Source organism: Microcoleus sp. D3_18a_C4 (genome assembly GCF_036702415.1).
In the GTDB taxonomy this organism is placed as follows: Bacteria; Cyanobacteriota; Cyanobacteriia; order Cyanobacteriales; family Microcoleaceae; genus Microcoleus.
Genome location: NZ_JAUBTI010000034.1, coordinates 20839 through 43782, shown reverse-complemented (window position 1 = coordinate 43782; position 22944 = coordinate 20839). Strand labels below are relative to the sequence as shown.

32 protein-coding genes and 1 pseudogene are annotated in these 22944 nt (G+C 47.6%); 5 read left to right on the top strand and 28 right to left on the bottom strand.

Translation table 11 applies throughout. The features are described from left to right. Nucleotides 1–61: 61 nt before the first annotated feature. The 25 genes from QUB16_RS16875 to rplC form a co-directional block, all read right to left on the bottom strand. Nucleotides 62–1006, bottom strand: coding sequence for a DNA-directed RNA polymerase subunit alpha (locus QUB16_RS16875; RefSeq protein WP_332958426.1), 945 nt, complete (start codon nt 1004–1006; stop codon nt 62–64). Nucleotides 1007–1180: 174 nt separating this feature from the next. Further along, entirely contained in the window at nt 1181–1579 is a 399-nt protein-coding gene (gene rpsK / locus QUB16_RS16870) for a 30S ribosomal protein S11 (RefSeq protein WP_332978136.1), read from the bottom strand. Between the two features lie 84 nt (nt 1580–1663). Further along, complete coding sequence (gene rpsM, locus QUB16_RS16865; RefSeq protein WP_006634981.1) at nt 1664–2047, bottom strand: 30S ribosomal protein S13; 384 nt, start codon at nt 2045–2047, stop codon at nt 1664–1666. Between the two features lie 82 nt (nt 2048–2129). Further along, nucleotides 2130–2243 carry a 50S ribosomal protein L36 gene (gene rpmJ / locus QUB16_RS16860; protein WP_015178722.1) on the bottom strand — a complete coding sequence of 38 codons (114 nt, stop codon included), beginning with the start codon at nt 2241–2243 and terminating at the stop codon, nt 2130–2132. Between the two features lie 373 nt (nt 2244–2616). Continuing rightward, the gene (gene infA, locus QUB16_RS16855; protein ID WP_006276978.1) at nt 2617–2841 is read right to left on the bottom strand and encodes a translation initiation factor IF-1; all 225 of its coding nucleotides are present in this window, start codon (nt 2839–2841) and stop codon (nt 2617–2619) included. A 292-nt stretch (nt 2842–3133) separates the two neighbouring features. Next, a complete protein-coding gene (locus tag QUB16_RS16850) occupies nt 3134–3718 on the bottom strand; it encodes an adenylate kinase (RefSeq protein ID WP_333317746.1) in 585 nt (194 codons plus the stop codon). 5 nt (nt 3719–3723) lie between these two features. Beyond that, a complete protein-coding gene (gene secY, locus QUB16_RS16845; protein WP_333281692.1) occupies nt 3724–5028 on the bottom strand; it encodes a preprotein translocase subunit SecY in 1305 nt (434 codons plus the stop codon). A gap of 103 nt (nt 5029–5131) precedes the next feature. Then, nucleotides 5132–5578, bottom strand: coding sequence for a 50S ribosomal protein L15 (gene rplO / locus QUB16_RS16840; RefSeq protein WP_006634984.1), 447 nt, complete (start codon nt 5576–5578; stop codon nt 5132–5134). 146 nt (nt 5579–5724) lie between these two features. Beyond that, nucleotides 5725–6273, bottom strand: coding sequence for a 30S ribosomal protein S5 (rpsE, locus tag QUB16_RS16835; RefSeq protein WP_190745441.1), 549 nt, complete (start codon nt 6271–6273; stop codon nt 5725–5727). A 162-nt stretch (nt 6274–6435) separates the two neighbouring features. Further along, a complete protein-coding gene (gene rplR / locus QUB16_RS16830) occupies nt 6436–6798 on the bottom strand; it encodes a 50S ribosomal protein L18 (RefSeq protein WP_333317744.1) in 363 nt (120 codons plus the stop codon). 316 nt (nt 6799–7114) lie between these two features. Continuing rightward, a complete protein-coding gene (gene rplF, locus QUB16_RS16825; RefSeq protein WP_333039622.1) occupies nt 7115–7663 on the bottom strand; it encodes a 50S ribosomal protein L6 in 549 nt (182 codons plus the stop codon). A 122-nt stretch (nt 7664–7785) separates the two neighbouring features. Further along, nucleotides 7786–8190: a 30S ribosomal protein S8 gene (gene rpsH / locus QUB16_RS16820; RefSeq protein WP_190657976.1), complete on the bottom strand. Its 405-nt coding sequence runs from the start codon at nt 8188–8190 to the stop codon at nt 7786–7788. Nucleotides 8191–8212: 22 nt separating this feature from the next. After that, nucleotides 8213–8758 (bottom strand): 50S ribosomal protein L5, encoded by a 546-nt coding sequence (rplE, locus tag QUB16_RS16815; RefSeq protein ID WP_006634989.1) that lies wholly within the window; start codon nt 8756–8758, stop codon nt 8213–8215. A gap of 160 nt (nt 8759–8918) precedes the next feature. Continuing rightward, entirely contained in the window at nt 8919–9281 is a 363-nt protein-coding gene (gene rplX, locus QUB16_RS16810; protein WP_333317743.1) for a 50S ribosomal protein L24, read from the bottom strand. A 1-nt stretch (nt 9282) separates the two neighbouring features. Next, nucleotides 9283–9651, bottom strand: a complete 369-nt coding sequence (gene rplN, locus QUB16_RS16805) for a 50S ribosomal protein L14 (protein WP_333101805.1) — start codon at nt 9649–9651, stop codon at nt 9283–9285. Nucleotides 9652–9739: 88 nt separating this feature from the next. Then, nucleotides 9740–9988, bottom strand: coding sequence for a 30S ribosomal protein S17 (gene rpsQ, locus QUB16_RS16800; RefSeq protein WP_006634992.1), 249 nt, complete (start codon nt 9986–9988; stop codon nt 9740–9742). A 68-nt stretch (nt 9989–10056) separates the two neighbouring features. Beyond that, complete coding sequence (gene rpmC / locus QUB16_RS16795) at nt 10057–10338, bottom strand: 50S ribosomal protein L29 (protein ID WP_333317741.1); 282 nt, start codon at nt 10336–10338, stop codon at nt 10057–10059. A gap of 160 nt (nt 10339–10498) precedes the next feature. Further along, the gene (gene rplP, locus QUB16_RS16790) at nt 10499–10918 is read right to left on the bottom strand and encodes a 50S ribosomal protein L16 (protein WP_333057788.1); all 420 of its coding nucleotides are present in this window, start codon (nt 10916–10918) and stop codon (nt 10499–10501) included. Between the two features lie 115 nt (nt 10919–11033). Continuing rightward, nucleotides 11034–11762, bottom strand: coding sequence for a 30S ribosomal protein S3 (gene rpsC / locus QUB16_RS16785; RefSeq protein WP_006634995.1), 729 nt, complete (start codon nt 11760–11762; stop codon nt 11034–11036). A gap of 114 nt (nt 11763–11876) precedes the next feature. Beyond that, nucleotides 11877–12236 (bottom strand): 50S ribosomal protein L22, encoded by a 360-nt coding sequence (gene rplV, locus QUB16_RS16780; protein ID WP_015178707.1) that lies wholly within the window; start codon nt 12234–12236, stop codon nt 11877–11879. 97 nt (nt 12237–12333) lie between these two features. Continuing rightward, entirely contained in the window at nt 12334–12615 is a 282-nt protein-coding gene (rpsS, locus tag QUB16_RS16775; protein ID WP_041623488.1) for a 30S ribosomal protein S19, read from the bottom strand. A gap of 113 nt (nt 12616–12728) precedes the next feature. Next, nucleotides 12729–13592 carry a 50S ribosomal protein L2 gene (gene rplB, locus QUB16_RS16770; protein WP_333057787.1) on the bottom strand — a complete coding sequence of 288 codons (864 nt, stop codon included), beginning with the start codon at nt 13590–13592 and terminating at the stop codon, nt 12729–12731. A 175-nt stretch (nt 13593–13767) separates the two neighbouring features. Continuing rightward, on the bottom strand, nt 13768–14076 hold the full coding sequence (locus tag QUB16_RS16765; protein WP_006634999.1) for a 50S ribosomal protein L23: 309 nt from the start codon (nt 14074–14076) through the stop codon (nt 13768–13770). Then, nucleotides 14069–14701: a 50S ribosomal protein L4 gene (rplD, locus tag QUB16_RS16760; RefSeq protein ID WP_190657994.1), complete on the bottom strand. Its 633-nt coding sequence runs from the start codon at nt 14699–14701 to the stop codon at nt 14069–14071. The genes QUB16_RS16765 and rplD overlap by 8 nt, the downstream gene beginning before the upstream one ends. Nucleotides 14702–14892: 191 nt before the next feature. After that, nucleotides 14893–15528, bottom strand: coding sequence for a 50S ribosomal protein L3 (gene rplC, locus QUB16_RS16755; RefSeq protein WP_333039608.1), 636 nt, complete (start codon nt 15526–15528; stop codon nt 14893–14895). A 431-nt stretch (nt 15529–15959) separates the two neighbouring features. On the opposite strand from rplC, the gene QUB16_RS16750 reads away from it, so the two are divergent. The 3 genes from QUB16_RS16750 to QUB16_RS16740 all read left to right on the top strand — a co-directional run bounded on the left by QUB16_RS16750 (nt 15960) and on the right by QUB16_RS16740 (nt 17739). Then, on the top strand, nt 15960–16436 hold the full coding sequence (locus tag QUB16_RS16750) for an NAD(P)H-quinone oxidoreductase subunit N (protein ID WP_333317739.1): 477 nt from the start codon (nt 15960–15962) through the stop codon (nt 16434–16436). A 118-nt stretch (nt 16437–16554) separates the two neighbouring features. Beyond that, the gene (locus QUB16_RS16745) at nt 16555–17160 is read left to right on the top strand and encodes a VWA domain-containing protein (protein WP_333202674.1); all 606 of its coding nucleotides are present in this window, start codon (nt 16555–16557) and stop codon (nt 17158–17160) included. Nucleotides 17161–17232: 72 nt separating this feature from the next. Then, nucleotides 17233–17739 carry a salt stress protein, Slr1339 family gene (locus QUB16_RS16740; protein ID WP_333317737.1) on the top strand — a complete coding sequence of 169 codons (507 nt, stop codon included), beginning with the start codon at nt 17233–17235 and terminating at the stop codon, nt 17737–17739. 300 nt (nt 17740–18039) lie between these two features. Here the strand turns inward: QUB16_RS16740 and QUB16_RS16735 are convergent, their stop codons facing one another. From QUB16_RS16735 to QUB16_RS16725, 3 genes are all read right to left on the bottom strand, one after another. Then, nucleotides 18040–18582 carry a dCMP deaminase family protein gene (locus QUB16_RS16735; protein WP_333264082.1) on the bottom strand — a complete coding sequence of 181 codons (543 nt, stop codon included), beginning with the start codon at nt 18580–18582 and terminating at the stop codon, nt 18040–18042. After that, nucleotides 18579–20129 carry a thymidylate synthase gene (locus QUB16_RS16730; protein WP_333317735.1) on the bottom strand — a complete coding sequence of 517 codons (1551 nt, stop codon included), beginning with the start codon at nt 20127–20129 and terminating at the stop codon, nt 18579–18581. The genes QUB16_RS16735 and QUB16_RS16730 overlap by 4 nt, the downstream gene beginning before the upstream one ends. A 76-nt stretch (nt 20130–20205) precedes the next feature. Continuing rightward, the gene (locus QUB16_RS16725) at nt 20206–20829 is read right to left on the bottom strand and encodes a Uma2 family endonuclease (protein ID WP_333317734.1); all 624 of its coding nucleotides are present in this window, start codon (nt 20827–20829) and stop codon (nt 20206–20208) included. Nucleotides 20830–20974: 145 nt separating this feature from the next. On the opposite strand from QUB16_RS16725, the pseudogene QUB16_RS16720 reads away from it, so the two are divergent. Together QUB16_RS16720 and QUB16_RS16715 are read left to right on the top strand one after the other, a co-directional pair. Further along, nucleotides 20975–21545 (top strand): annotated as a pseudogene (locus QUB16_RS16720) (HD domain-containing protein). Between the two features lie 50 nt (nt 21546–21595). Then, nucleotides 21596–22729 (top strand): ABC transporter ATP-binding protein, encoded by a 1134-nt coding sequence (locus tag QUB16_RS16715; protein WP_333317732.1) that lies wholly within the window; start codon nt 21596–21598, stop codon nt 22727–22729. Nucleotides 22730–22944: the final 215 nt, after the last annotated feature.

Sequence of the window (22944 nt, the reverse complement as noted above, 5' to 3'; positions counted from 1 at the left end):
TTCTTTAACTTAAAAACTCACCTACTTAAAATTCAGAACTTTTTTACCCGTTACCCGTTGATTAACTTTTAGCTGATTTTTCCTGTGGCAAGGTAATGCCCAAGCGTTTTTGTAAAGCTTCAATCACTTCTTCTGCGGACTTCTGCCCGAAATTCTTGATTTCGAGCAAGTCTTCTTGGGTATAATCCAATAAGTCTGCAACTGAGTTGATCTGAGCCCGCTTGAGACAGTTGTAAGCCCGGACGGACAACTGCAATTCTTCGATCGGAATTTGGCTAGTAGGATCGGCTTCACCTGGATACTCTGGTTTGAGAGAATCTTGGGTGATGTCTTTGAGAGGTGCAAATAAATCTACCAGGATGTGGGCAGATTGACTCAAAGCTTCTTGAGGAGTCACGCTGCCATCAGTCCAGATTTCCATAATCAGCCGGTCTTTCTCGACCGTCCCGCCTACGCGAGCATCTTCAACGCTGTAGTTGACTCTGCGAATCGGCATAAAGATGGCGTCAATTTGGAGAAAATCCAAAGCCGACCCATCATCTCGACTGCGGTCTACTGCTCGGTATCCGATGCCTTTTTCAATTCTGAATTCCATTTCCAGAACTGAGCCGGGGGAGAGAGTTGCAATGTACTGGGATCGATCGATCAATTCCACCTCTGAGGGCAAATCGAATCGATCGGCCGTTACTGTGACAGGCCCCTCAATCCGCAACCTGCCGATTTGCGGCTGCTGAGAATGAGTTTTGAGGACGACCTCTTTCATGTTCAGGAGAATTTCTAGAACATCCTCACGTACCCCTTCGATCGTGGCAAACTCGTGATTGACGCCCGCGATTCGGACTGAAGTTACTGCTGTTCCTTCCAAATTTGACAGCAGAACTCGCCGAAGCGCATTCCCAACAGTTGTTCCCTGACCGCGATCGAGCGGTTCCAGGACGAATTTTCCGTACTGACTCCGGTCTTTGTCAGTGTTAGACTCTATACATTCAATTTGAAACTGCGCCACGGAGTGACCTCCCTTTTCCACTGTGGATTTTTGATTTTGGATTTTAGATTGCAGAGCATACCCCTGAATGGATTTCGGATTTTGGATGGACGGGGCAACAGTTAGAACCATTAGTTTTTGACTTTAAGCAGTTAGCCATTATCCAAAATCTAAAATCTAAAATCTCAAATCGTTTTAGACTCTACGCCGCTTGGGAGGGCGACAGCCGTTGTGAGGAATTGGGGTAACATCTCTAATCAGGGTGATTTCCAGTCCCGCCCCTTGCAGCGCCCGAATAGCCGTTTCTCGACCTGCTCCGGGTCCGCTCACCATTACTTCTATTTGGCGCATTCCTTGGTCGTTGGCTCTGCGGGCAGCACTTTCTGCTGCTGTTTGAGCTGCAAAGGGAGTGCCCTTTTTAGCTCCTTTAAAACCGCTGGAACCTGCGGATGCCCAGGATATTACTTCGCCGTTGAGGTCGGTAATAGTTACAATCGTGTTGTTAAAGGTAGACTGGATGTAGCCTACCCCATTGGGTACATTCCGTTTCTGCTTTTTTGCACCAGATTTCTTGCCTGTTTGTGGTCGCGCCATATTAGTCTCTTTAACGTTTCTCTCAACTAATGTCCCGAAGCGCTAGGAGCCAGCAGCCCCCAGCGTATTTTTCCCAAAAAGATGTTACTTCTTGGAAGGAGCCTTTTTCTTGCCCGCAACTGTTCGGCGGACGCCACGACGGGTTCTGGCGTTGGTACGGGTTCGTTGTCCCCGCACCGGCAGACCCAAACGGTGACGCCGACCGCGATAAGTTCCGATGTCCATCAGGCGCTTGATGTTCATTGACTCCCAGCGCCGGAGGTCTCCTTCGATTTGGTATGTGGTTTCTACATGAGCCCGCAGAGCTGTCACGTCGGCCTCTGTTAAATCCTTGACGCGAGTGTCAGGATTTACGCCTGTTGCAGCGATAATTTTTTGGGCCCGCGACAAGCCTATTCCGTAAATGTATGTCAGACCTATTTCGACGCGCTTATCGCGTGGAAGGTCTACCCCGGCAATCCGTGCCACACTTTTGTCTCCCTAGTTTTCCTGTTTGGCTACAATGTTCAATTAGGATGCACCTGCGTGCATTGCCCAATCTTGCTTTTTTCTAACCTTGGCGCTGTTTGTGTTTCGGGTTAGTGCATATCACCATCACTCGACCGCGACGGCGGATGACGCGACATTTTTCACAAATTTTTTTGACAGATGCTCGAACTTTCATCTTTCTTCCTGCCTGGAGAACCCCGCTCTAGCGGAGAACAGGCACGCTGGGACTGCCCGTAGAGCGGTGGGAGGAGAGGCTGGGCAAGGTGTAGACCTCTCCTCGATTAAATTGTATAAAGTGCGGGTTGTTTCATGAAGGAGCCCGCTTGCACCCACTCCCATTGCTGGGGTAAAGTTCGCCTGCACAAAACAAAAATGTTGGCGAGCGATACTTTTACGGCGTAGCAATGACTTAACCCGGTACACCGGTGGGTTGTTGACGCCCTTCTCGGCAACACTACAAACGTAGCATTATAGCATAAATTTGAAGCTTTTTACCAAATTCTCTCTAATTAAACTTAGAATTAGTTTTTAGAAAGTTTTATCTAAGCCTATTTTTTCCGAAGGCGATAAGTAATCCTGCCTTTGGTCAAGTCGTAGGGAGTCAATTCGACTTTGACGCGATCGCCAGGCAGAATTTTGATGTAGTTGCGGCGGATCTTGCCGGAAATGTGAGCCAGCACGTTAAACCCATTATCTAGGTCAACGCGAAACATCGCATTGGGCAGGGATTCCGTCACTGTCCCTTCCATTTCAATTAAATCTTGCTTAGACAATTTGGTATTTACCTCAACTCTACATTTGATTAACTAGGAGTGTCCCGGCGTTGGCCTCAAAACCTATTTACTGGTAGGAGTCAAACGGGAACGGGGGCAAGAATTCGGGCGACTCGATCGACTTTAATACTCAACCAACCGCTTGTTTTAGCTTTACTTGAGTAAAGTTGTGGCAATTAGTATCGAGTTCAATCCGGTCTCTAGCAACCCTCACAAAACCTGATAGCACAAAAAGCTCCTAGTTAACATATCTTAGCAAAAGCTTGTGAGTAACAAGCTGTATTGAGAGGGTTCAAGAGTCGATCGAGAGAGATTGTTGCAGTTGAGCGGTGACTAATTCCATTGCTCGATCGCCATCAACCGCAACTAACTGTTGGCGGCCGCTGTAAAAATCAATCAAAGGCTCAGTTTGCTCGCGATAAACTTGCAACCGGCGGCGGATCGTCTCCTCATTGTCATCCTGCCGGCCCCGCGAGAGCAGGCGAGACACCAAAATGTCGTCAGGCACGTCAAGATTAACAGCTTTGAGACCAAATTTCGGGTTCGGTGTACTCCCCTCGGCACCGAATCGCTCGTCCAGCAGTTTGTCTAAAAAAGTTGCCTGGGCGACTGTGCGGGGAAAGCCGTCAAGAATCCAGCCCGCATTAGCGTCCGGTTCATTCAAGCGTTCCTGCACGATATCCATCAGCAATTGGTCGGGAACCAACTCACCCCTGTCCATGTAAGCTTGCGCCTTTAGACCCAAGGCAGTTTTCGCCACCACGCAGGCGCGCAGGATGTCGCCCGTAGAAATGTGGGGTATTTTCCAGAGAGCGGCTAATATCTGAGCCTGAGTTCCCTTCCCCGCCCCTGGAGGCCCCATGAAAATAAATTGCATTGCGATTACTTCACCATTCCTTCATATCGTTGGGAGATGACGTAAGTTTGAATTTGCTTAGCAGTTTCGATCGCCACACCTACTAGAATCAGTAGGGAAGTTGCGCCAAAACCTCTAAAAGTTTGCACGCCGATCGCGCTTTCTACAGCAGTTGGTACAATGGCCACCAGACCGAGAAAAATAGCTCCCAAGAAAGTCAAACGGTTCAAAACCTTCTCCACATAATCACTCGTTTTCTGACCCGGACGAATTCCAGGAATGCTGGCGCCCATTTTTTTCAAGTTCTGAGACATATCTACGGGGTTGACAATCAACGAAGCGTAGAAATAGCTGAAGAACAGAATCAAAGTCAGATAAAACAGCGCGTAAGCCCAAGGCGCCGGCCCGTTCGGACTCAAAACATTAGCAACTTGAACCAAAAACGGGTTATTGAGAGACTGAGCGAGGAAAGAAGGCACAATCAACACCGAAGATGCAAAAATAATCGGCATCACTCCGCCTTGATTCAAGCGCAGGGGCAGATAACTCCGGCTCTCCCGATAAACTTTGCGGCCGACTTGGCGGCGGGCCGAAATAATCGGAATGCGGCGAGTACCTTCCTGAACAAAAACAATCCCGACAATCGTCACCAAAAAGACCAGCAGCAGAACGACTACACGGCCGACCACTTGCGTGTCCCCACTTTGAGCCAATTCAAAAGTTTGTCCCAAAGAGCGCGGCAATACCGACACAATATTGATAAAAATCAGCAGCGACGCTCCGTTCCCGATACCTCGCTCCGTCACCACCTCCGATATCCACATCACAAACATTGAGCCGGCTGTCAGAGCCAAAGCAGTTTGTGCTATGAATAAAGGCGATGGAGATTGAGCAAAAGGGCTGACCCAAATCGCAATGCCAATACTTTGCAGAATTGCCCAGCCCAAAGAAACGTAGCGAGTAATTTGAGAAATCTTGCGCCGCCCTGCTTCTCCTTCATTTTTCTGCAAGTCTTCTAAGCTTGGCAGAGCCGCAGTTAGAAGTTGCACAATAATTGAAGCATTAATGTAGGGCAAAATCCCCAGCGCGAAAATCCCCAAAGCTGACAAGCCGCCTCCTGAGAACAAATCCAAAAAGCCAATTAAAGGGCTATTTTGGACGTTTTGGGCAAAGGCGACTCGATCGATGCCGGGGACTGGCAAGTGGACACCCAGGCGTACTAAAATCAGTAAGCCAATGGTTACGAGGATGCGGCCTCGTAAACCAGCAGCTTGAGCCATCTGCATGAACGTCTCTTGTGCAGTTGGCGCTTTCTCTCTACTAACGTCCATAGTTACGATTTGGGATTTTAGATTTGGGATTTTCGACTAAATCATTTTCTGATAGCAAGAAGAGAGGATTTGAGATTTGGACATACTCTCAAACCTCAAATCTTCACGCAACTAATTCGCAACTTCCGCCTGCGGCTTCAATTTTTGTGCGAGCACCTGCGGTAAAAGCCGAGGCGCGCACTTGCAAAGGTACATTGAGTTCACCATCTCCTAAGATTTTCAGCGGCCCATCGTCTGTGGTGACAATTTTTGCTTGGATCAAAGAGGTGAGAGTAACTTCGGTGTTTGCTGGCAGCGATGCTAATTTACTTACATTAATGGTAGTGTACTCTTTCCGGTTCACTAGAGGGAAGCTTTTCAACTTGGGGAGACGGCGGTAGAGAGGATTTTGACCTCCTTCAAAACCCGGTCTAGTGCCGCTACCGGCTCTAGATTTTTGACCGCGCATCCCTTTGCCGGAGCTCGCGCCTTGACCGGCAGAAATACCTCTGCCCAAGCGTCGGGGGCGCTTTTGGGAGCCTGCTTTGGGTCGGGCGTCTTGCAATCTCATAGTTTTAGTAATTGGTAATTGGTAATTGGTATTTAGAGAGGGGGTACGCAGTAGTTTTGAGTGCGTGAGTTTTAAGTTGCGGATTTTTTTATTTTCACCGCAAGCACTTAACACTCAAAACTTACAGTTTCCCATTCTCGCGTGCCCTAACCGTAGAGGTTTTCTACTGGAATTCCGCGCTCTTGAGCAACTTCGGACAAGGTGCGGAGGGTGGAGAGGGCATTGACTGCGGCTCGGGCGTTGTTTAAGGGATTTCCAGAACCTAGCTGTTTGGCTAAGATGTTGCGGACTCCTGCTAGTTCGAGAACAGTTCGCACTGCTCCCCCTGCAATTACCCCGGTTCCCGGAGCGGCCGGCCGCATCATGACTTTAGCTCCGCCACCGTCACCGTTGATGGGGTGAGGGATGGAGTTAGATTTGGTGAGGGGGACTTCAATTAGGTGCTTTTTGCCGTCAGCGACGCCTTTTTTAACGGCACCGATTACGTCGCTAGCTTTGCCGACTCCTACTCCAACTTGACCGCGTTCGTTGCCGATAATGACTATGGCGCGGAAGCTGAGTTTTTTACCGCCTTTGACTACTTTGGTAACGCGCCGAATCTGAACAACCCGTTCTTGCCATTCGGATTCTTTTTCGCGCCCTTTGTTGTTGCTGCTGCTTTTTTTCTTGTTGCGCTGTTCTTTTTGTTCTGCCATAGTTTTGTCCTGTGGGAATTAGTAATTGGTGAAAGGCGATCGGCAAGTGGTAATTGTTTGAGTAAAAAGTAAAAATAGAAGAAATCTGGATTTGGCCTTTTAACTTTCAACTTTTGACTTTTTACTTTTTAATTACTCATTACCCGCTACCCATTACCCCCTCTAGAAGTCTAACCCCGCTTCGCGAGCTGCTTCTGCGAGGGCTTTAACACGACCGTGATAGAGGTTGCCTCCCCGATCGAATACGACTTTGACTATGCCAGCGCTGGAACAGCGTTTGGCAATCAACTGACCGACTTGCACGCTCGCGGAGCAGTTGCCACCAGAACTGAGAGATGACTTCAATTCGGGATCGAGGGTTGACGCAGCAGCCAAAGTGTGCTGTGCCGTGTCGTCGATTACTTGAGCGTAGATGTGCTGATCTGAGCGAAATACCGCTAGTCTGGGACGTTCGGAGGTGCCGAACACCTTGCGCCGCACCCGGCGGTGTCTGCGCTGGACTGATTCTTTGCGAGTAAGCTTCATATAAATACTCGGTAAATGGGAAACGAGCGAGTCTTTAGACCTGAGAGAGAAATGACACTTCGGATTTGCTCCTCGGAGCCTCCCTTGCGGGGTGATGTTAGCTTCGCCAATGTTTTAAGAGCTTTTTAGACTTGCAACACTATCTCAGTGACCTTAAGACTGTTTAGTTGCAAATGACAGAGCAGGGAACTAGCTACGCATTCTCCCGGTGTCGTGACTCCAAAAACGTAGACCTCGAAAGTCTTAGGCCCGTCAGTATGGCTTGCGGGAATTGCCCCTACAAGCGAGCGTGTCTTTAGACCTGGGTTACTGACGGTTACTTCTTACCTGTTTTGCCTGTTTTACCAGCTTTGCGACGGACAACTTCGCCACTGTAGCGAATGCCTTTGCCCTTATAGACTTCGGGCGGACGCACCGCGCGGATGCGGGCTGCTGTATTGCCTACGAGTTCTTTGTCAATGCCGGAGACAATGACGTTGGTGTTGCCTTCAACTGCCATTGTGATGCCTTCTGGAGGGGGCATTTCAACGGGTTTGCTGTAACCGACGTTTAAAATCAGGTTCCGTCCTTGAACCTGTGCCCGATAACCTGTGCCGATGATTTCGAGACGCCGCTGAAAACCTTGAGATACACCTTCGACCATGTTGGCGACTAGGGTGCGGCACAAGCCGTGCAGTTGTCTGGCGACGCGAGATTCGTCTCGGCGGGTAACGAGTAAAGTCTCGCCTTCAATTCCCATGAGGATTTCGGCTGGAATAACTCGGGAAAGTTCACCTTTAGGGCCTTTGACGGCTACTTTTTGACCGTCTAGGGTGACGGTGACTTTCGTGGGGATGCTAATCGGACGCTTGCCAATTCGCGACATAGTTTTTTGTCCTTTGTTTTTAGTTATTAGTCCTTGATTATTAGTGCTTAGTTATTAGTCCTTAGTGATTGATTTTTGAGTCTGTTGCCAACGACCAGTGACTAATGACTAATGACTAATGACTACCAAACATAACAAAGCACTTCACCGCCCAAACCTTGGCGTCGAGCTTCTCGATCGGTCATAATGCCGCTGGAGGTAGAAATAATGGCTATGCCAATTCCGCCTAACACTCTGGGCAATTCTTTACGGTTCGAGTAAACGCGCAGTCCTGGTTTGCTGACTCGCTTAAGTGCCGTGATAATGGGCTTGCGAGTTTTACCTTTGTACTTTAGAGAAAGCACTAAATGTCGCTTGACCCCTTCTGCTTCTGCTTCTTCAAATTCGCCGATGAAGCCTTCACTTTTGAGGACTTGGGCGATGCTGCGGGTCATTTTTGTAGCTGGAATTTGCGTTGTTTGGTGGCGCGCCATGCAAGAATTGCGAATGCGCGTCAACATATCTGCTATGGTATCGTTAGCTGCCATCTTTTGCTTCTTACTCTAGTGCTTAGTTGTCCCGGAACGGCATTCCCATTTCTTTAAGCAAGGCGCGTCCTTCTTCGTCGGTGTTTGCTGTGGTGATAATTGAAATGTCCATGCCTCGAATTTGATCGATGCGGTCATATTCTATTTCTGGAAAAATTAGCTGTTCTCTCAGACCCAAGCTGTAATTGCCGCGCCCGTCAAAGCTTTTGGGGCTGATGCCGCGGAAGTCGCGGATGCGGGGGAGTGCGAGGTTGATCAGCCGATCGAGAAAATCGTACATCCGATCGCCGCGCAGCGTCACCATTACGCCGACGGGTACTCCTTTGCGGATTTTGAAGCCTGCGATCGCTTTTTTCGCCCGCGTCACCACTGGTTTTTGCCCGGTGATGATGCCAATTTCGTTGATCGACGAATCCAGTGCCTTAGCGTTTTGAGATGCTTCTCCCAAACCGCGGTTCACTGTGACTTTGACGAGTTTGGGAACCTGATGGATATTAGTATATTTAAACTGATCCATCAGTGTGGGAACGATTTTTCCTTGATAAAGAACCTTGAGTTTGTCCGGCATAGTTTTTGTGTTTCGTTAACTGTCCCTGGGCTTGGTCAGGGAATTATTAGTTGTCAGTTGACTGTTGTCAGTTGTCAGTTGTCAGTTGTCCGTTGACTGTTGTCAGGAAAGCATTTGTCTAATGACTAATGACTAATGACTAATGACTAATGACTAATGACTAATTATCGAGGATTTCTCCTGTTTTTTTGAGTTGTCGCAGTTTCCGGCCATCTTCGCTAAATGTATAGCAAACGCGGCTGGCTATTTTCTCTTTTTCGGAATAGTGCATGACATTTGAGCTGTGAATGGGAGCCTCAAACGTGACTATTTTGCCTGATTCTCCCTCTTGCTGGGGCTTGACGTGCTTGGTTCTGATATTTACACCTTTAACAATTACTTTGCTGACTTTAGGATATGTCTTTAAGATTTGTCCGACTTTTCCTTTCTCTTTGCCAGTAATTATTTGCACGGTGTCGCCTGCTTTGACGTGCATTCTGTAGCGCTGCAGTTCGCTAGTTGCTTTACCCTTTTTTCCGTACATTTTAAAGTACCTCCGGGGCTAAGGAAACGATTTTAGTAAAGTTTTTGTCGCGCAGTTCGCGGGCGACGGGGCCGAAGACGCGAGTGCCTTTGGGGTTGCCATCTACGTTGATAATAACGGCGGCGTTATCGTCAAAACGAATGCTCATGCCACTGTCGCGGCGCAAACCTTTGCGGGTTCTGACAACGACGGCCCGAACGACATCTGATTTTTTGACGGCCATATTGGGGATGGCGTCTTTGACGACGGCAATGATAACATCGCCGACTCCGCCGTAGCGACGGTTGCCGCCTCCCAATACGCGGATGCACATCAGTTTGCGGGCTCCGCTATTGTCGGCGACATTGAGGTATGTCTGGGGTTGAATCATGGTGATTGTTGACTGTTAACTGTTGACTGTTGACGGCTAATTGATTAATCAAGTACCGATCGGGCGATCGCGAGATCGCAATTAACTGTTAGCCGTTTTTTGTCCCGAAAATCTCAGCAACCGTCCAACGTTTGGTTTTGCTCAGGGGTCTAGTTTCAGTGATGCGGACGCGATCGCCCGATTTGCACTGATTTTCTTCGTCATGAGCTTTGTAGCGCTTGGTGCGGACTACGATTTTGCCGTATTTGGTGTGGGAGGAGCGGTTTTCGATTGCTACCACGACGGTTTTATCCATCTTGTCGCTGACTACTACGCCAACTCGTTCTTTAATTGCCATAGCTACCTATTTTTGTTGTGCAATTGACTTTTTTTTAGCTACTGTGCGAGCCGAGGCTAGGCTGCTGCTCACTCTGGGCTGACTTCTGGGCTGGGAGCAGAATCTGCAGTTTCTTTAGCTGCGGCTGATTTTTCGGCCGCTTCTTTCTCAGCAACGATTTGGCGCTCGCGTTCAACTGTCATCAATTGAGCTAGCCGGTGTTTGGCGTGCTTGAACAGGTGAGGCTTTTCCATGCGGCCGGTAGCTTGCTGGAGCCGCAATTCCATTAGTTGGCGCTTGACTGCTAAAATTTGCTCTGCTACTGCAGCATCGCTTAATTCTCTAGCTTCTTTAATCTTGGTCAAAGACATAATTGTGTGCTTTCTCGTTAGCGATCGGTAGGACAGAAGACATAATTGTCTCGCTTGGCTGAAGGTCGAAGGAAAGAAAAGTTATGAAAGCCAGATTTTAAAATGCTGTAGCCGTTTAAAATGCTGATTAATACAGACCTAATTCTACCTTCGCTCTTCGCTATGACTGGTCTTCTTCGCGAGTGATGAACTTGGTTTTAATTGGTAATTTGAAAGATGCCAAACGCATTGCTTCGCGGGCAGTTTCTTCACTTACGCCGCCAATTTCAAACATTACCCGGCCCGGTTTGACCACGGCAACCCAAAACTCAGGTGAGCCTTTACCGGAACCCATCCGGGTTTCTGCTGCGCGCTGGGTGACTGGTTTGTCGGGAAAAATGCGAATCCAGATTTTGCCGCCCCGGCGGATATAGCGGGTCATGGCGCGCCGTCCGGCTTCTATTTGGCGGGAAGTGATCCAGGCGGGTTCGACGGCTTGGAGCGCGAAGTCGCCAAAGCTAACTGTGTTGCCGCGGGTGGCAACACCGCTCATTCGCCCGCGCTGTTGTTTGCGGAATTTGGTTCTTTTAGGGCTTAACATGGCGAAAGGGAGTTGGGTAATTGGTAATTGGTAATTGGTAATTGGTGATTGCTAATTGCTAATTGGTTTGGAACAACTGACAATTAACAAGTGACAACTAACAGTTAACAATTAGCTAGCCTTCGTTCGATCGATCTTCAAAGTTCTGGCGGCGGCGCTTTTGTTTGGTACGGGGCACTGCTGCATTTGGTGCAGCCTCTTGTTCCTGTCCGGGAATAATTTCGCCTTTGAAAACCCAAACTTTAATGCCCAGAATACCGTAGATGGTTTGAGCAGTGCAGTAGGAGTAGTCGATGTCTGCCCGCAGCGTGTGCAAGGGGACTCTTCCTTCCCGTGTCCATTCGGTACGGGCAATTTCTGCACCGTTGAGGCGTCCGCTGACTTGAATTTTGATGCCTTGGATGCCGACTTTTTGGGCGCGGGTGATTGCTTGGCGGACTACTCGGCGGAAGGATACGCGCCGTTCTAGTTGCTGAGCGATGTATTCCGCGATCAGTGTGGCATCGGCATCTACTCGCTGGACTTCGACGACGTTGATGCGGATTTGGCGATTGCTACCGAGTTGCTGCTGCAAACCGACGCGCAAGGTTTCGATGCCTGCTCCGCCGCGGCCTACGACAACGCCTGGTCGGGCGGTGAAGACTTCTAGGTCGATTTGATCGGCTTTCCGCTCAATTTTGACCGAGGAAATCCCAGCATTGCTGAGGGTTTTACGAACGTACTTGCGAATTTTATAGTCTTCTTGCAAGAGTTCTGGATAGTTTTTGGGATCGGCAAACCAGCGAGAGCGGTGCTCTTGGGTAATGCCGAGGCGAAAACCAATTGGATGTATTTTTTGGCCCATAATAGTTGATGAGTTAATTGGTAATTGGTAATTGGTAATTGGTAATTGGTAATTGGTGATTACCCATTTTTTTCAACTTTAAGCTGTTTATTACCTCTTACGTTTTTCCCTGGTTTAGTTTTCTAAGAGCGGAGCTACTACTACGGTTATGTGACAGGTTGGCTTGCGGATTTGGTAGGCGCGACCTTGAGCGCGGGGTCTAAAGCGTTTGAGGACTGGGCCTTGGTCTGCGTAAGCTTGAGAAACTACCAGCTTGGATTTATCCAATCCTGCATTGTGTTCGGCGTTGGCTACTGCCGAGCGCAAAACTTTGACGATTGGTTCGCAGGCGCGGTAGGGCATGAATTCGAGTAAAATCAGCGCTTCTTGATAGCTTTTGCCGCGAATTTGGTCGAGGACTCGGCGCACTTTGAAGGGGGATGTTCTGATGTAACGGGCGATCGCCTTAATTTCGGATGTGGTATCTATAGCCATTTCGATTTCGGTAATTGGTAATTGGTAATTGGGCAAAAGGTAATTGGTAATTGGTAATTTTTTTTTCCGACTACCTATTACCTGTCACCTAATTCGGCTATCTTTTCGCCTTTTTATCACCACTTTTCGCGTGACCTCTAAAGGTGCGAGTGGGGGAAAATTCTCCGAGTTTGTGACCTACCATTTGGTCTGTGAGGTAGACGGGTACGTGCTGTCTGCCGTTGTGAACGGCGATCGTGTGACCTACCATTTGGGGCAGGATTGTGGAAGAGCGCGACCAAGTTTTAATTACTTGTTTTTGGCCGGCGGCGTTGAGTTTTTCGATTTTTGTCATCAGATGATCTGCGACAAACGGGCCTTTTTTTAGCGATCGAGACATGATTTTTTTAGTAATTCAGGAGTCATTAGTCAGAAGTCAGCAGTCATTGGTCATCAGTCCTCAGTCATTAGTTAGCAGTTAATAACTAAGCACTGAAGACTGCTGACTGATGACTAGCTTTGTCTGCCGCCCTTGCCGCGCTTGGAAGCTTTGCGGCGGCGCCGGACGATTAAAGCGTCGCTGCGCTTGTTTTTGCGTCGAGTTTTTGCACCCAATGCTGGTTTACCCCAAGGAGTGACAGGCCCCGGACGCCCGATGGGAGCTCTGCCTTCGCCACCGCCGTGCGGGTGGTCTACGGGGTTCATGACGCTACCGCGAACGGTGGGTCTGCGACCTTTCCAGCGGGTGCGGCCGGCTTTACCCAGGCTGATGTTTCTGGCGTCGGTGTTGCCGACTTGACCGATGGTGGCGTAGCAGTCGGCGCGGACTTTGCGCTGTTCCCCGGATGGCAGTTTGAGGGTGACGTAGCTACCTTCTTTTGCCATTAGCTGAGCGCTGGAGCCGGCGGAGCGAACGATTTGTCCGCCTTTTCCGGGTACTAGCTCGACGTTGTGGATGCTGGTACCGAGGGGAATGTTCTTCAGGGGGAGGGCGTTACCGATTTCGATCGGCGCGTCTGGGCCTGAGACAATTACTGTACCGACGTTTAAGTTGAGCGGGTGCAGGATGTACCGTTTTTCGCCGTCTTTGTAGAACAGGAGGGCGATGCGGGCGTTGCGATTGGGGTCGTATTCGATCGCCTTGACGGTAGCGGGAATGCTGTGTTTGTCGCGGCGGAAGTCGATGTCTCTATAAAGCCGTTTGTGACCGCCTCCCCGGTGGCGACAGGTGATGACGCCTCGGTTGTTGCGGCCTTGTTTGGTGTGCTTATTGCTGGTTAGAGACTTTTCTGGCTCTGATCTGGTAATTTCAGCAAAGTCCGAGACGGTTTGTTCTCGGGTGCTGGAGGTATAAGGTCGGTAAGAACGGATGCCCATAATCGATCTATTTTAGATTTTGGATTTTGGATTTTGGATTTGACGTTTATCGATTTTAGATTTTAGGTTGAAGATTGGCGATCTTTGGTTAACTTACGAGTCTTCTGGTTCGAGAATTCCCACCAGTTAACCGCAATTTAAAATCTAAAATCTAAAATCTAAAATCCAAAATCGTCTAGACTTCTGGGAATAGGAGTTTGCGGATCGAGTCTCCGTCGGTCAGAGTTACGGTTGCTCGCTTGTAACAAGGTTTAAAGCCGACGAATTTGCCAACTCGACGCTTTTTGCGCGGCGGGTTTTGGGTGTTGACGCCGATGACTTTGACCTTAAATAGTTCTTCGATTGCAGCTTTGATTTGAGGCTTGGTCGCTTTGGGGGCTACGTCGAATGTGAATTGATTTAATTCCATCATTCGGGTAGCTTTCTCGGTGAGAATCGGACGCTGGATCAAATCTGCGTAGTCGCGGGGGTCGATTTTACTCACCGTAAATCTCCTGAATTTTAGCTATGGCTGTAGATGTGACGATAATTTTGTCAGCCGCGAGAACGTCGTAAACATTCAGGGATGTTGCCAAGATGACGTTTACTAATTCGATGTTGCGTCCTGATAAGTAGACGTTTGGTTGCGGTTCTGGCAAGATTAACAGAACTTTTGTATCGGGTTCGATGCCCCAGCGGGCGATCGCACTCAGCAATTCTTTGCTTTTCGGTCTCGGAAATTGCTCTGCAAATTCTTCAACCACAATGATGTCTTCGGTGCGACTTTGGAATGCTGTCCGCAAAGCGAGACGGCGTTCCTTTTTGTTCATTTTGACTTCAAAGTCTCTCGGTTTTGGCCCGAAGATGACACCGCCGCCCCGCCACAGCGGAGAACGGATAGAACCTGCTCTGGCTCGACCCGTGCCTTTTTGACGCCAGGGTTTGCGGCCACCGCCTCTAACTTCCGATCGAGTTTTGGTGCAAGCATTTCCTTGACGAGCGTTATTTAGTTGCCGCGTCAATGCTCTGTGAACGATGTGAGAGGCATTTTCTTCTTTGGCTACGCGCAGTTCTAAAGTTGTTTCCCCAACTTCTTCGCCTTGCCAATTTCGCACTACACAGTTAACCATATCTTTTGTCCTTTGTCTGTTGTTAGTTGTCTGTTGATTAGTTGTCTGTTGTCTGTTGTCTGTTGTCTGTTGTCTGTTCTCAGGTCTTAGTTTTGGGTTCTTAGTTTTCAGCTTTTAGTTCTTAGTTATTGCTTGCTACTAACGACCAACCACTATCTACTGACTGCTGACTACTGACTAATGACTACTGACTAACGTCCTACTTTTTTCTCAGGCACAACATTGACTAAGGCGCCAGCTTTGCCGGGAACTGCTCCCTTAATTAGCAGCAAATTCTGCTCTGTATCCACCCGGACAATTGTTAGTTTGCGGACGGTGACTTGAACGTTGCCCATACGTCCTGCCATTCTTTTACCGGGATAAACGCGACCAGGAGTAGTTCCAGGCCCGATCGATCCAGGCTCGCGGTGGTTCTTGGAACCGTGAGACATGGGGCCTCGTTTAAAGTTGTGGCGCTTTTGAAAACCTGCAAAACCTTTACCGATGCTTGTACCGATGACATCTACTATTTGTCCCGGTGTAAAGGTATCTGCTTTTAGTTGTTGACCTAATTCAAATGAACTGGTGTCTTCCAATCGGTATTCCTGCAAGTGGCGCAATGGATTCGCCCCCGACTTGGCAAGGTGTCCTAGTTCTGGCTTGTTGAGAGCCTTTGGTTTGACTTCGTTGTATCCAACTTGAACGGCACCGTAGCCGTCAGTTTGTTTTGTTTTGATTTGAGTTACTGTACAAGGCCCTGCTTGTATGACGGTGACGGGGATGGCTCTCCCTTCGGCGTCAAACACTTGAGTCATGCCTAGTTTAGTGCCAAGAATGCCTACAGACACGGATTTTCTTCCTTTTATTTACGCAAGAGGTTTCGGATTGCGAAGTTTTCGTCAATCCGCTTGCTCTTGTGCAGAAACATTTATTTCAGTGTTCCTGCAATTAACTGTTATCAACCAACAGCCTTCCTCGGTGTTTAAAATTTGAGTTTTAAATTTGGGAGCGAGCTTGTGGAAGTCTTGCAAGGGTTGAGATTCGCGGCTTTTTACCGGCTTTATCTCCGAGTTTTGTCTCGGTCTTGCTTGTTTGCGCCAGGACTTGAGCAGCAAACTACTCAGTATCCTTTACGGCGACAATTCACAATAGTACATGAAGTGTTTGGCGTTTGTCAAGGCCGGGATGAGAATTTTTCGGCTCAACTTTAGGATTTATAATATTTCCAGCTCGCAAGCAGCGATCGACCAAATTTTGATACAGCAGGAAACACAAATTTATGGGACTGATTACGACGGGATCTGATCTGATTCGGGATTTGGAAAAGTCGGGGTCGCTGGCCCTGTACGTTCCTTTAGAAGGAGGATTTGAGGGGCGCTACCTCCGCAGGCTGAGGGCTGCGGGCTACGGTGGGTACACGATTTCGGCGCGGGGTTTGGGTGATTTGGCGATGTATTTGACGGGGATTCACGGGGTGCGGCCGCCGCATTTGGGCAAGAAAACTACTGGCAATGAAGCGGCTGTGGGTTATACGTACTACGTGCCGCCGATGTTGCAAACTCAATTAGACAATTTGCCACCTAAAGCAAAAGGACTGGTGCTGTGGATTATTGAAGGGCAGATTTTGTCGAGTCAGGAGATTGAGTATTTGACTGTTTTGCCGACGTTAGAACCGCGAGTTAAAATAGCAGTTGAGATGGGGGGCGATCGAGCTTTTAGCTGGAAGCCACTTAAAGATGCTTTAGTTGCAGCTTAAATTCCGGTATTTGCGATCGCAAATCAACTAAAAAACGCAGCGAGCAACTAAAGCTCAACAGCTTCTGCTCGCTGGTTTTGATATTTTTGGGAACTACTTAATTAACAGGAAAAATCTTATGCTTCAGAACCGCGATTATACCATCATTATTGACAAAAGCGGCAGTATGTACACCAAAGACCAGATGGGCGGTAAAAGTCGGTGGGCGCTCATGCAAGAATCGACGATCGCATTGGCTAATAAATGCGAAGAACTCGATCCTGATGGCATAACAGTTTATGTGTTTTCCGGTCGCTTCAAGCGCTACGATAACGTAACAGCAGCTAAAGTCGTGCAAATTTTCCAAGAAAACGAACCTTCGGGAACTACGAATTTAGCTGCTGTTCTGCAAGACGCCCTGAACAGTTATTTTCAGCGCAAAGCATCCGGTAAGACCAAGCAAAATGGGGAAACATTATTAGTGGTGACGGACGGGGAACCTGACGATCGCAAAGAAGTGATGAAAACCATTATAGAGGCTTCGCGGAAGCTCGATCGAGATGAAGAGCTGGCGATTTCTTTCATTCAAGTAGGGAATGCGCCGGAAGCTACTAAGTTTCTCAAGATATTGGATGACGAACTGCAAAGCGCCGGGGCTAAATTCGATATCGTTGATACTGTCACGATGGATGATATTGAAGGAATGACCCTGACAGAGGTATTGCTGAATGCAATAACTGATTGAGGAGGCGGGCGAAGTTCACGCGATTATATTTGGGCCAGTTTGCCCAGCAGCATTTTTTAGGGGGTTTAAGTTATGGAATCTATCGATCGCCTGTTAGGTGAACTTAAGGCAGAGTATCAAGCATCTCAAAAAAATGCTGAGTTGAAAAGTCAGACACCGGTGCAAGCACAAGCGCCTGTGCCGCAAGCTGCAGTGCCGTCAAATCCAACATTTAAAACATCAGATATAAATTTGTATGCTGGTTCTTTAGATAAGGATTTAGCTCAAATTAAGGCTGAGTACGAAGGGCAAAATAAAGCTCAGGAAGTGGCTTCACAGCAACCGCTTAAGGCTGAACACGAAGCACAAAATCAAGCTCAGGAAGTAGCTTTACAGCAACAGCAGCCAGCAGAAAAAGTCGCGGGGCCGCAGTTGGACGTACAAACGCACAGACAGAAAGTTAGGCAAGCTCAGGTTTGGCTGAAAAAGTTGGATAAAAATTCCGATGAGGGATATTGGTTCGATCAGTTTGCTTTTAAGTATTCTTCGAGGATAGATGCGGCGATCGACTATTTGCAAGCTGTGAATGAGTTTGATTGAATGTTGATTGTTGGCCTTTGGCGGTTGACGGTTGAGGATTTACTGTTAAACTATCATTCCACAATAGACCTCTTGCAAAAGTCCTTTTCATAAATTTATTGGACGGGCAAGATGCCCATCCCACAAGAAAAAATAACTCTTGTGGGATGGGCATCTTGCCCGTCCTAGTTATTTTTGCAAGAGGTTTAATGTAAAAAATATGAAGTAAAAGCAGAAGTAAAAGTAGTAGGTTGGGTTGAGGTTACGAACCCAACCTACATATTGGGGATTTCACTTAATTAAGAACCGCTGTAGCTATTTTCAACTAATAGCATCTTTGAGGACGGAAGTAGGATGCAATAAAAACAAAGCCGCCTTTTTTGCTGTATCTTCAGATAGCTGAATTTGTTTTAACTCAACAATACCTTCACTGATAAAAGTATCTCTCAAAGCAGCTTTTTCTCCGCTGTTAAAACTCGTTTCGTAAAACACTTCTCGAATTCCAGCCGCAATGACTAATTTCAAACAATAAATGCAGGGTTCTAAGGTGACATAAATACTAGCCCCAGCAGTAGATATACCGTGTTTAGCAGCTTTGGCGATCGCATTTGCTTCCGCGTGAACCGCCCTTGATGGCAAAGTTTTACTGGCGTCGCAACTACTCAAACCAGGATAGCAGAAGCCTTGAGTAGTACAGTGTGCCGAACCTGACGGCGAACCGTTGTAGCCCGTTGCTAAAACTTGCCTGTTTTTAGTTATCACTGCGCCTACAGGAAAAGCCAGACAAGTCGATCGAGTAGCGGCCAATTTTGCTAACATTAAGAAGTATTCGTCCCAACTCGGTCTTTCTTCTTCTAAATTCATCGTCTATCCTGGATGTATTGCTTGCTCGTTTTCAGACACTCGGCAGCCTTCTGCAATTCTATTCCCAAATAACCAATATGCTCGCCTTTGATGGCAGGGGAAGCCGCACAAATTTCTCGGACTAACTTGAGAGGGTTTTTTCCAGAATAACAGGTGACAACTTCGCCGCTGCCGGGGGTGGTTTGCGTGACAACTATTTGATTGTCGGCTACTTCAACTAAAAAATTGCCTGCTGCATCGAAAAAGTCTCGATCTTCGCAGATTTTAGCATATTGGGTTTGAATTAGTCGATCGGCATTTTCAAAGGTATCGTCATACAAGTGAGCCGATTGACTCAGCGTTACCAACGGGCCCATCGTCAAATTATAATCGGAACGCCTCGCAATTTCATCTCGAATGTGCTGCTGCAAAGCCCGCAAACCCATTGCATTTGCCGGCCAAGCCGCAAACATATCGTTACTGCGGAGAGTTGCAGTTAGCGATATTTCCTCATCCACAACTCGCACCCAAATGTGATTTAAACAAGGACTGCCGCTGTGCTGGTGGTCGGAGGAACCGTCAGGTCTTCTGTTAATATTTCCGCCGGCATCCCACAAACTAATTACAGCACTTGCCGCGTCAATTTCCTTAATGAGTTTGGCAATAACTTCTTCAATTTGATCGCGGCCAAACCACGACCGCATCCGCTGGGCGTAAGTATATTTAATGCCTTCGTTATACGGGGCATCTTCGAGCATTTGCGGTTTGTACTGTTCTAGGAAATCACGGTCTATTGGTAAGTAATTCGGTTCAGGAAAATAGAACTCCGCAGGTTCATCTGTAATGACTGCCATTAAGTCGATTAATTCTTGCCACTGTCCGTCGTAACCAGTCGGCCGCAAGGTGCCCGTGGTCTTAATTCGGTGGATGATTTTTACCCAAGTTTCGGCGATAGTTTTGCCTTCGATTCTGTGTCCGTATTTCTGGCCGGGGAGTACAGTCGGGACGATTTCAACTAGCGGAAATGTTACGGGTTCTCCCCAAGGTTCCACAGATTCTTTTTGGGCAAAAGACTTGACAAATGTCACTGTTTCTGCTATATTTGGGGCTTCTTTCCATTCTATTGAATTACGCAATATTTCTAAGGCTTCTGCTGCTATTTCAATATCAATGTAGCCAAATATTGAAGATTTAATTAACCAGCAATCTCTGCCAGTATCGCTTTTGCCGGCTTCAAAGCCGTTGCGAAAAAAGTCGATTAGGCACGCTGCTGCACCGGAGTTGCGGTCTTCTTTGGTAGCGTTGAGAATTACTAAAAAGCGGACGTGGGGATTGCACAGCAAGTTTCTAATTAAGAAGTTGATGCCGCGAGTAGGAGAGTACAGTTGTCCGATGACAGCAAACTCGTTGGGTTGTAATTTTTTGCCGTTAGCGCAGCCCTTGGAAAGGATCGCACTTTTTACTGTCCAGCCGCTGACAATGGCTGTTTGCCCCGTTCCACAAATTAATTGATTTGGTTTGTATAGGGGTTTGTACTCAAATTTATTGACGAGATTTGTGGCTGTCATGGTTTACCGTTTTTTGCACCGCGTACTACTATATCAATACTGCAGAATCTTTGATAATTTTGTTTTAACAAATTCCTCAAGCCAACAATTCACTGACGGCTAGGCTAAAACCTGCAAGTACCCTTTGAGTATTAACAACTTCATCGGCATTAAACAACCGCCAGCGTTGCCCTGCATTCACAAATATTAATCTAGCTTCAGGAAACAACAACCAAACTTCTAAACATCCCGATTCCAAATATTCTAGAGCTTTCGCAAATAACTCTTCGCCGCTATCTTCCGGGGAAGCAACTTCCGCTATCAAAGGAAAACTTTGGGAAAATGCTGTAAAATTGCCTGATTCTGGCAGCAGTTCAGGAGTAATGTAAGCAACATCGGGACGGCGACCCTGCTTGCTAGTGCGGCAAAGGACTTCTGTAAGAACTTCTCCTCCCTGTCCGCTGGAATTTTTGTAATTTCTCCAGGATGTAGATAATTTAGATTGAGCTAGACCGTGCTTGAATGTCATTCCTGTTTTCTCCACTAAGTTGCCGTCAACCCATTCCATTCTATCAGGAGGCTTGACTAAAAACTCTTCGAGAAATATGACTTTTTCTGGCTGAGATTCGGGGGAAATTTCTGGTAGATTTTCTAATTTTGGATGTGATTCTAGCTCGGAGTTTTGGTCGGAATTTTTGGGTATAATTATAGTAGCTGTCATGCTAGCAACCTCTCTTTAACGATTATAATTGTACAAGCGATCGCTCTCGATCGCATCTTTACGATCTTATTGAACTTGGTAGATTTTGTCTTTTCAACTTAGCCCGACAATTTATATATCATAGCAATTGACAAAGGTGACTTTCATGATTCTCTCAAACCGTTTTTCGGAAGCCCTCACCTATGTCGCCGAATTGCACGCTACCCAAGTTCGCAAAGGTTCCGGCGTGCCCTACATTGCCCATTTGTTGGGCACTGCTAGTATAGCTTTAGAATATGGGGCAAATGAAGATGAGGCGATCGCAGCTTTGCTTCACTCCGGCGATCGAAGATCGAGGTGGCGCTACCACCCGCGAAGCCATCCGCCGCCGCTTTGGCGATACCGTCACAGCGATTGTAGACGGCTGTACCGACAGTGACGCGACGCCGAAACCCCCTTGGCGACAGCGAAAACAAGCTTATATCGATCGCATTTCTACAGCTTCTGCCTCGGTCAGATTAGTCTCGGCTGCTGATAAACTTTATAATGCTCGATCGATCCTGAAAGATTCCCGTCAATTAGGAAATACTGTTTGGGAACGATTCAAAGGTGGCAAAGACGGTTCTCTCTGGTATTATCGTTCTTTAGTATAATCATTCCGCAAAGCTGAGTTAACGCCTATAGTGAAAGAATTAGACCGCACAGTTTTAGAATTGGAACAGTTTTATGAACGCTGAACGCTGAAGGTAAAAAGCACTAATTATCAATTACCAATTACAATTAAAAAATGGCAAATGTTCGCTTAGAAAATATTACCAGACGCTACCAAAACGTCACCGCGATCGAAAACATCAGCTTCAAAATCCCGGACGGGGAATTTTGGGTATTAGTCGGGCCCTCCGGCTGCGGAAAATCGACAATTATGCGGACAATTGCAGGTTTAGAAACCGCCACTTCCGGCAATCTTTACATCGGAGATAATTTAGTTAACAACATTCCGGCGAGACAGCGCGATGTAGCAATGGTGTTTCAAAATTACGCGCTTTATCCGCACATGACTGTCGGCGAAAACCTGGCTTTTGGATTGCGGATGCGGAATGTTGACCCGACTAAAATTCAAGAACGAGTCGAAACAGTAGCCCGATCGCTATCGATAGACCACCTCCTCAAGCGCAAGCCCAAACAGCTATCAGGCGGACAGCAGCAGCGGGTAGCACTGGGAAGGGCGATCGCCCGCGAACCGAAAGTATTTCTTTTAGATGAACCGCTTTCTAACCTCGATGCTCAACTGCGAGACGACACTAGAGCAGAGCTCAAACAACTGCATCAACGGCTGGGAATTACCACAATTTACGTCACCCACGACCAAGTGGAAGCGATGACTTTAGCTGATAAGATTGTAGTCTTAAATGGGGGAAAAATTCAACAAATTGGAGACCCGCAAAGCATTTATGCGAAACCAGCTAACCGCATGGTTGCCACATTTTTAGGCAATCCCGCCATGAACATTTTGCCGGCAATTTATACTAACGAATTTTTTCAAGTAGGAGATCAAGCTTTAGCCTGTCCGCCCTCGATTCAGAAAAAATTGCAGGCGAGAGAAGGACAAGGATTTGATTTGGGCATCCGTCCAGAAAATATAGAAATCTTTACGCCAAAAACAGTAGAAGAGGATGATTTGAAAACCGATGTTTGGGCCTTAGAAAAAGTCCCCCTCGATCTAGAGGTAAAAGTAGTGGAACCTCTGGGGCGAGAAACTTTAATTCGGGCGAGTTTGCCTTTGGTGGGCGCTGAAACTACTGTACAGGTGCAAGTACCTGCGAGTGTTCGCTTGCGATCGGGCGATCGGCTGACGGTACAGCTTGACTTCGATCGACTATTTATATTTGACCCTTCCACCGGTGAAGCGCTGTATCCTTAACGGGCTTGAACTTATATCTTGCACCATTGTCGATTAGCCTTTTAGGAACAGGCTTTCCGGCCTGTTCCACAAGAAAATCTACTCTTTGTGGAACGGGCCGAAGAGCCCGTTCTTGAGAATGGTGCAAGATGTGAGTTGAACAGGACTTACGCACGGGTAATCAGCCACCGGGGTTTTTGAGTCGCAGTGCCTAAGTCCTGTTCAATCTAAAATCT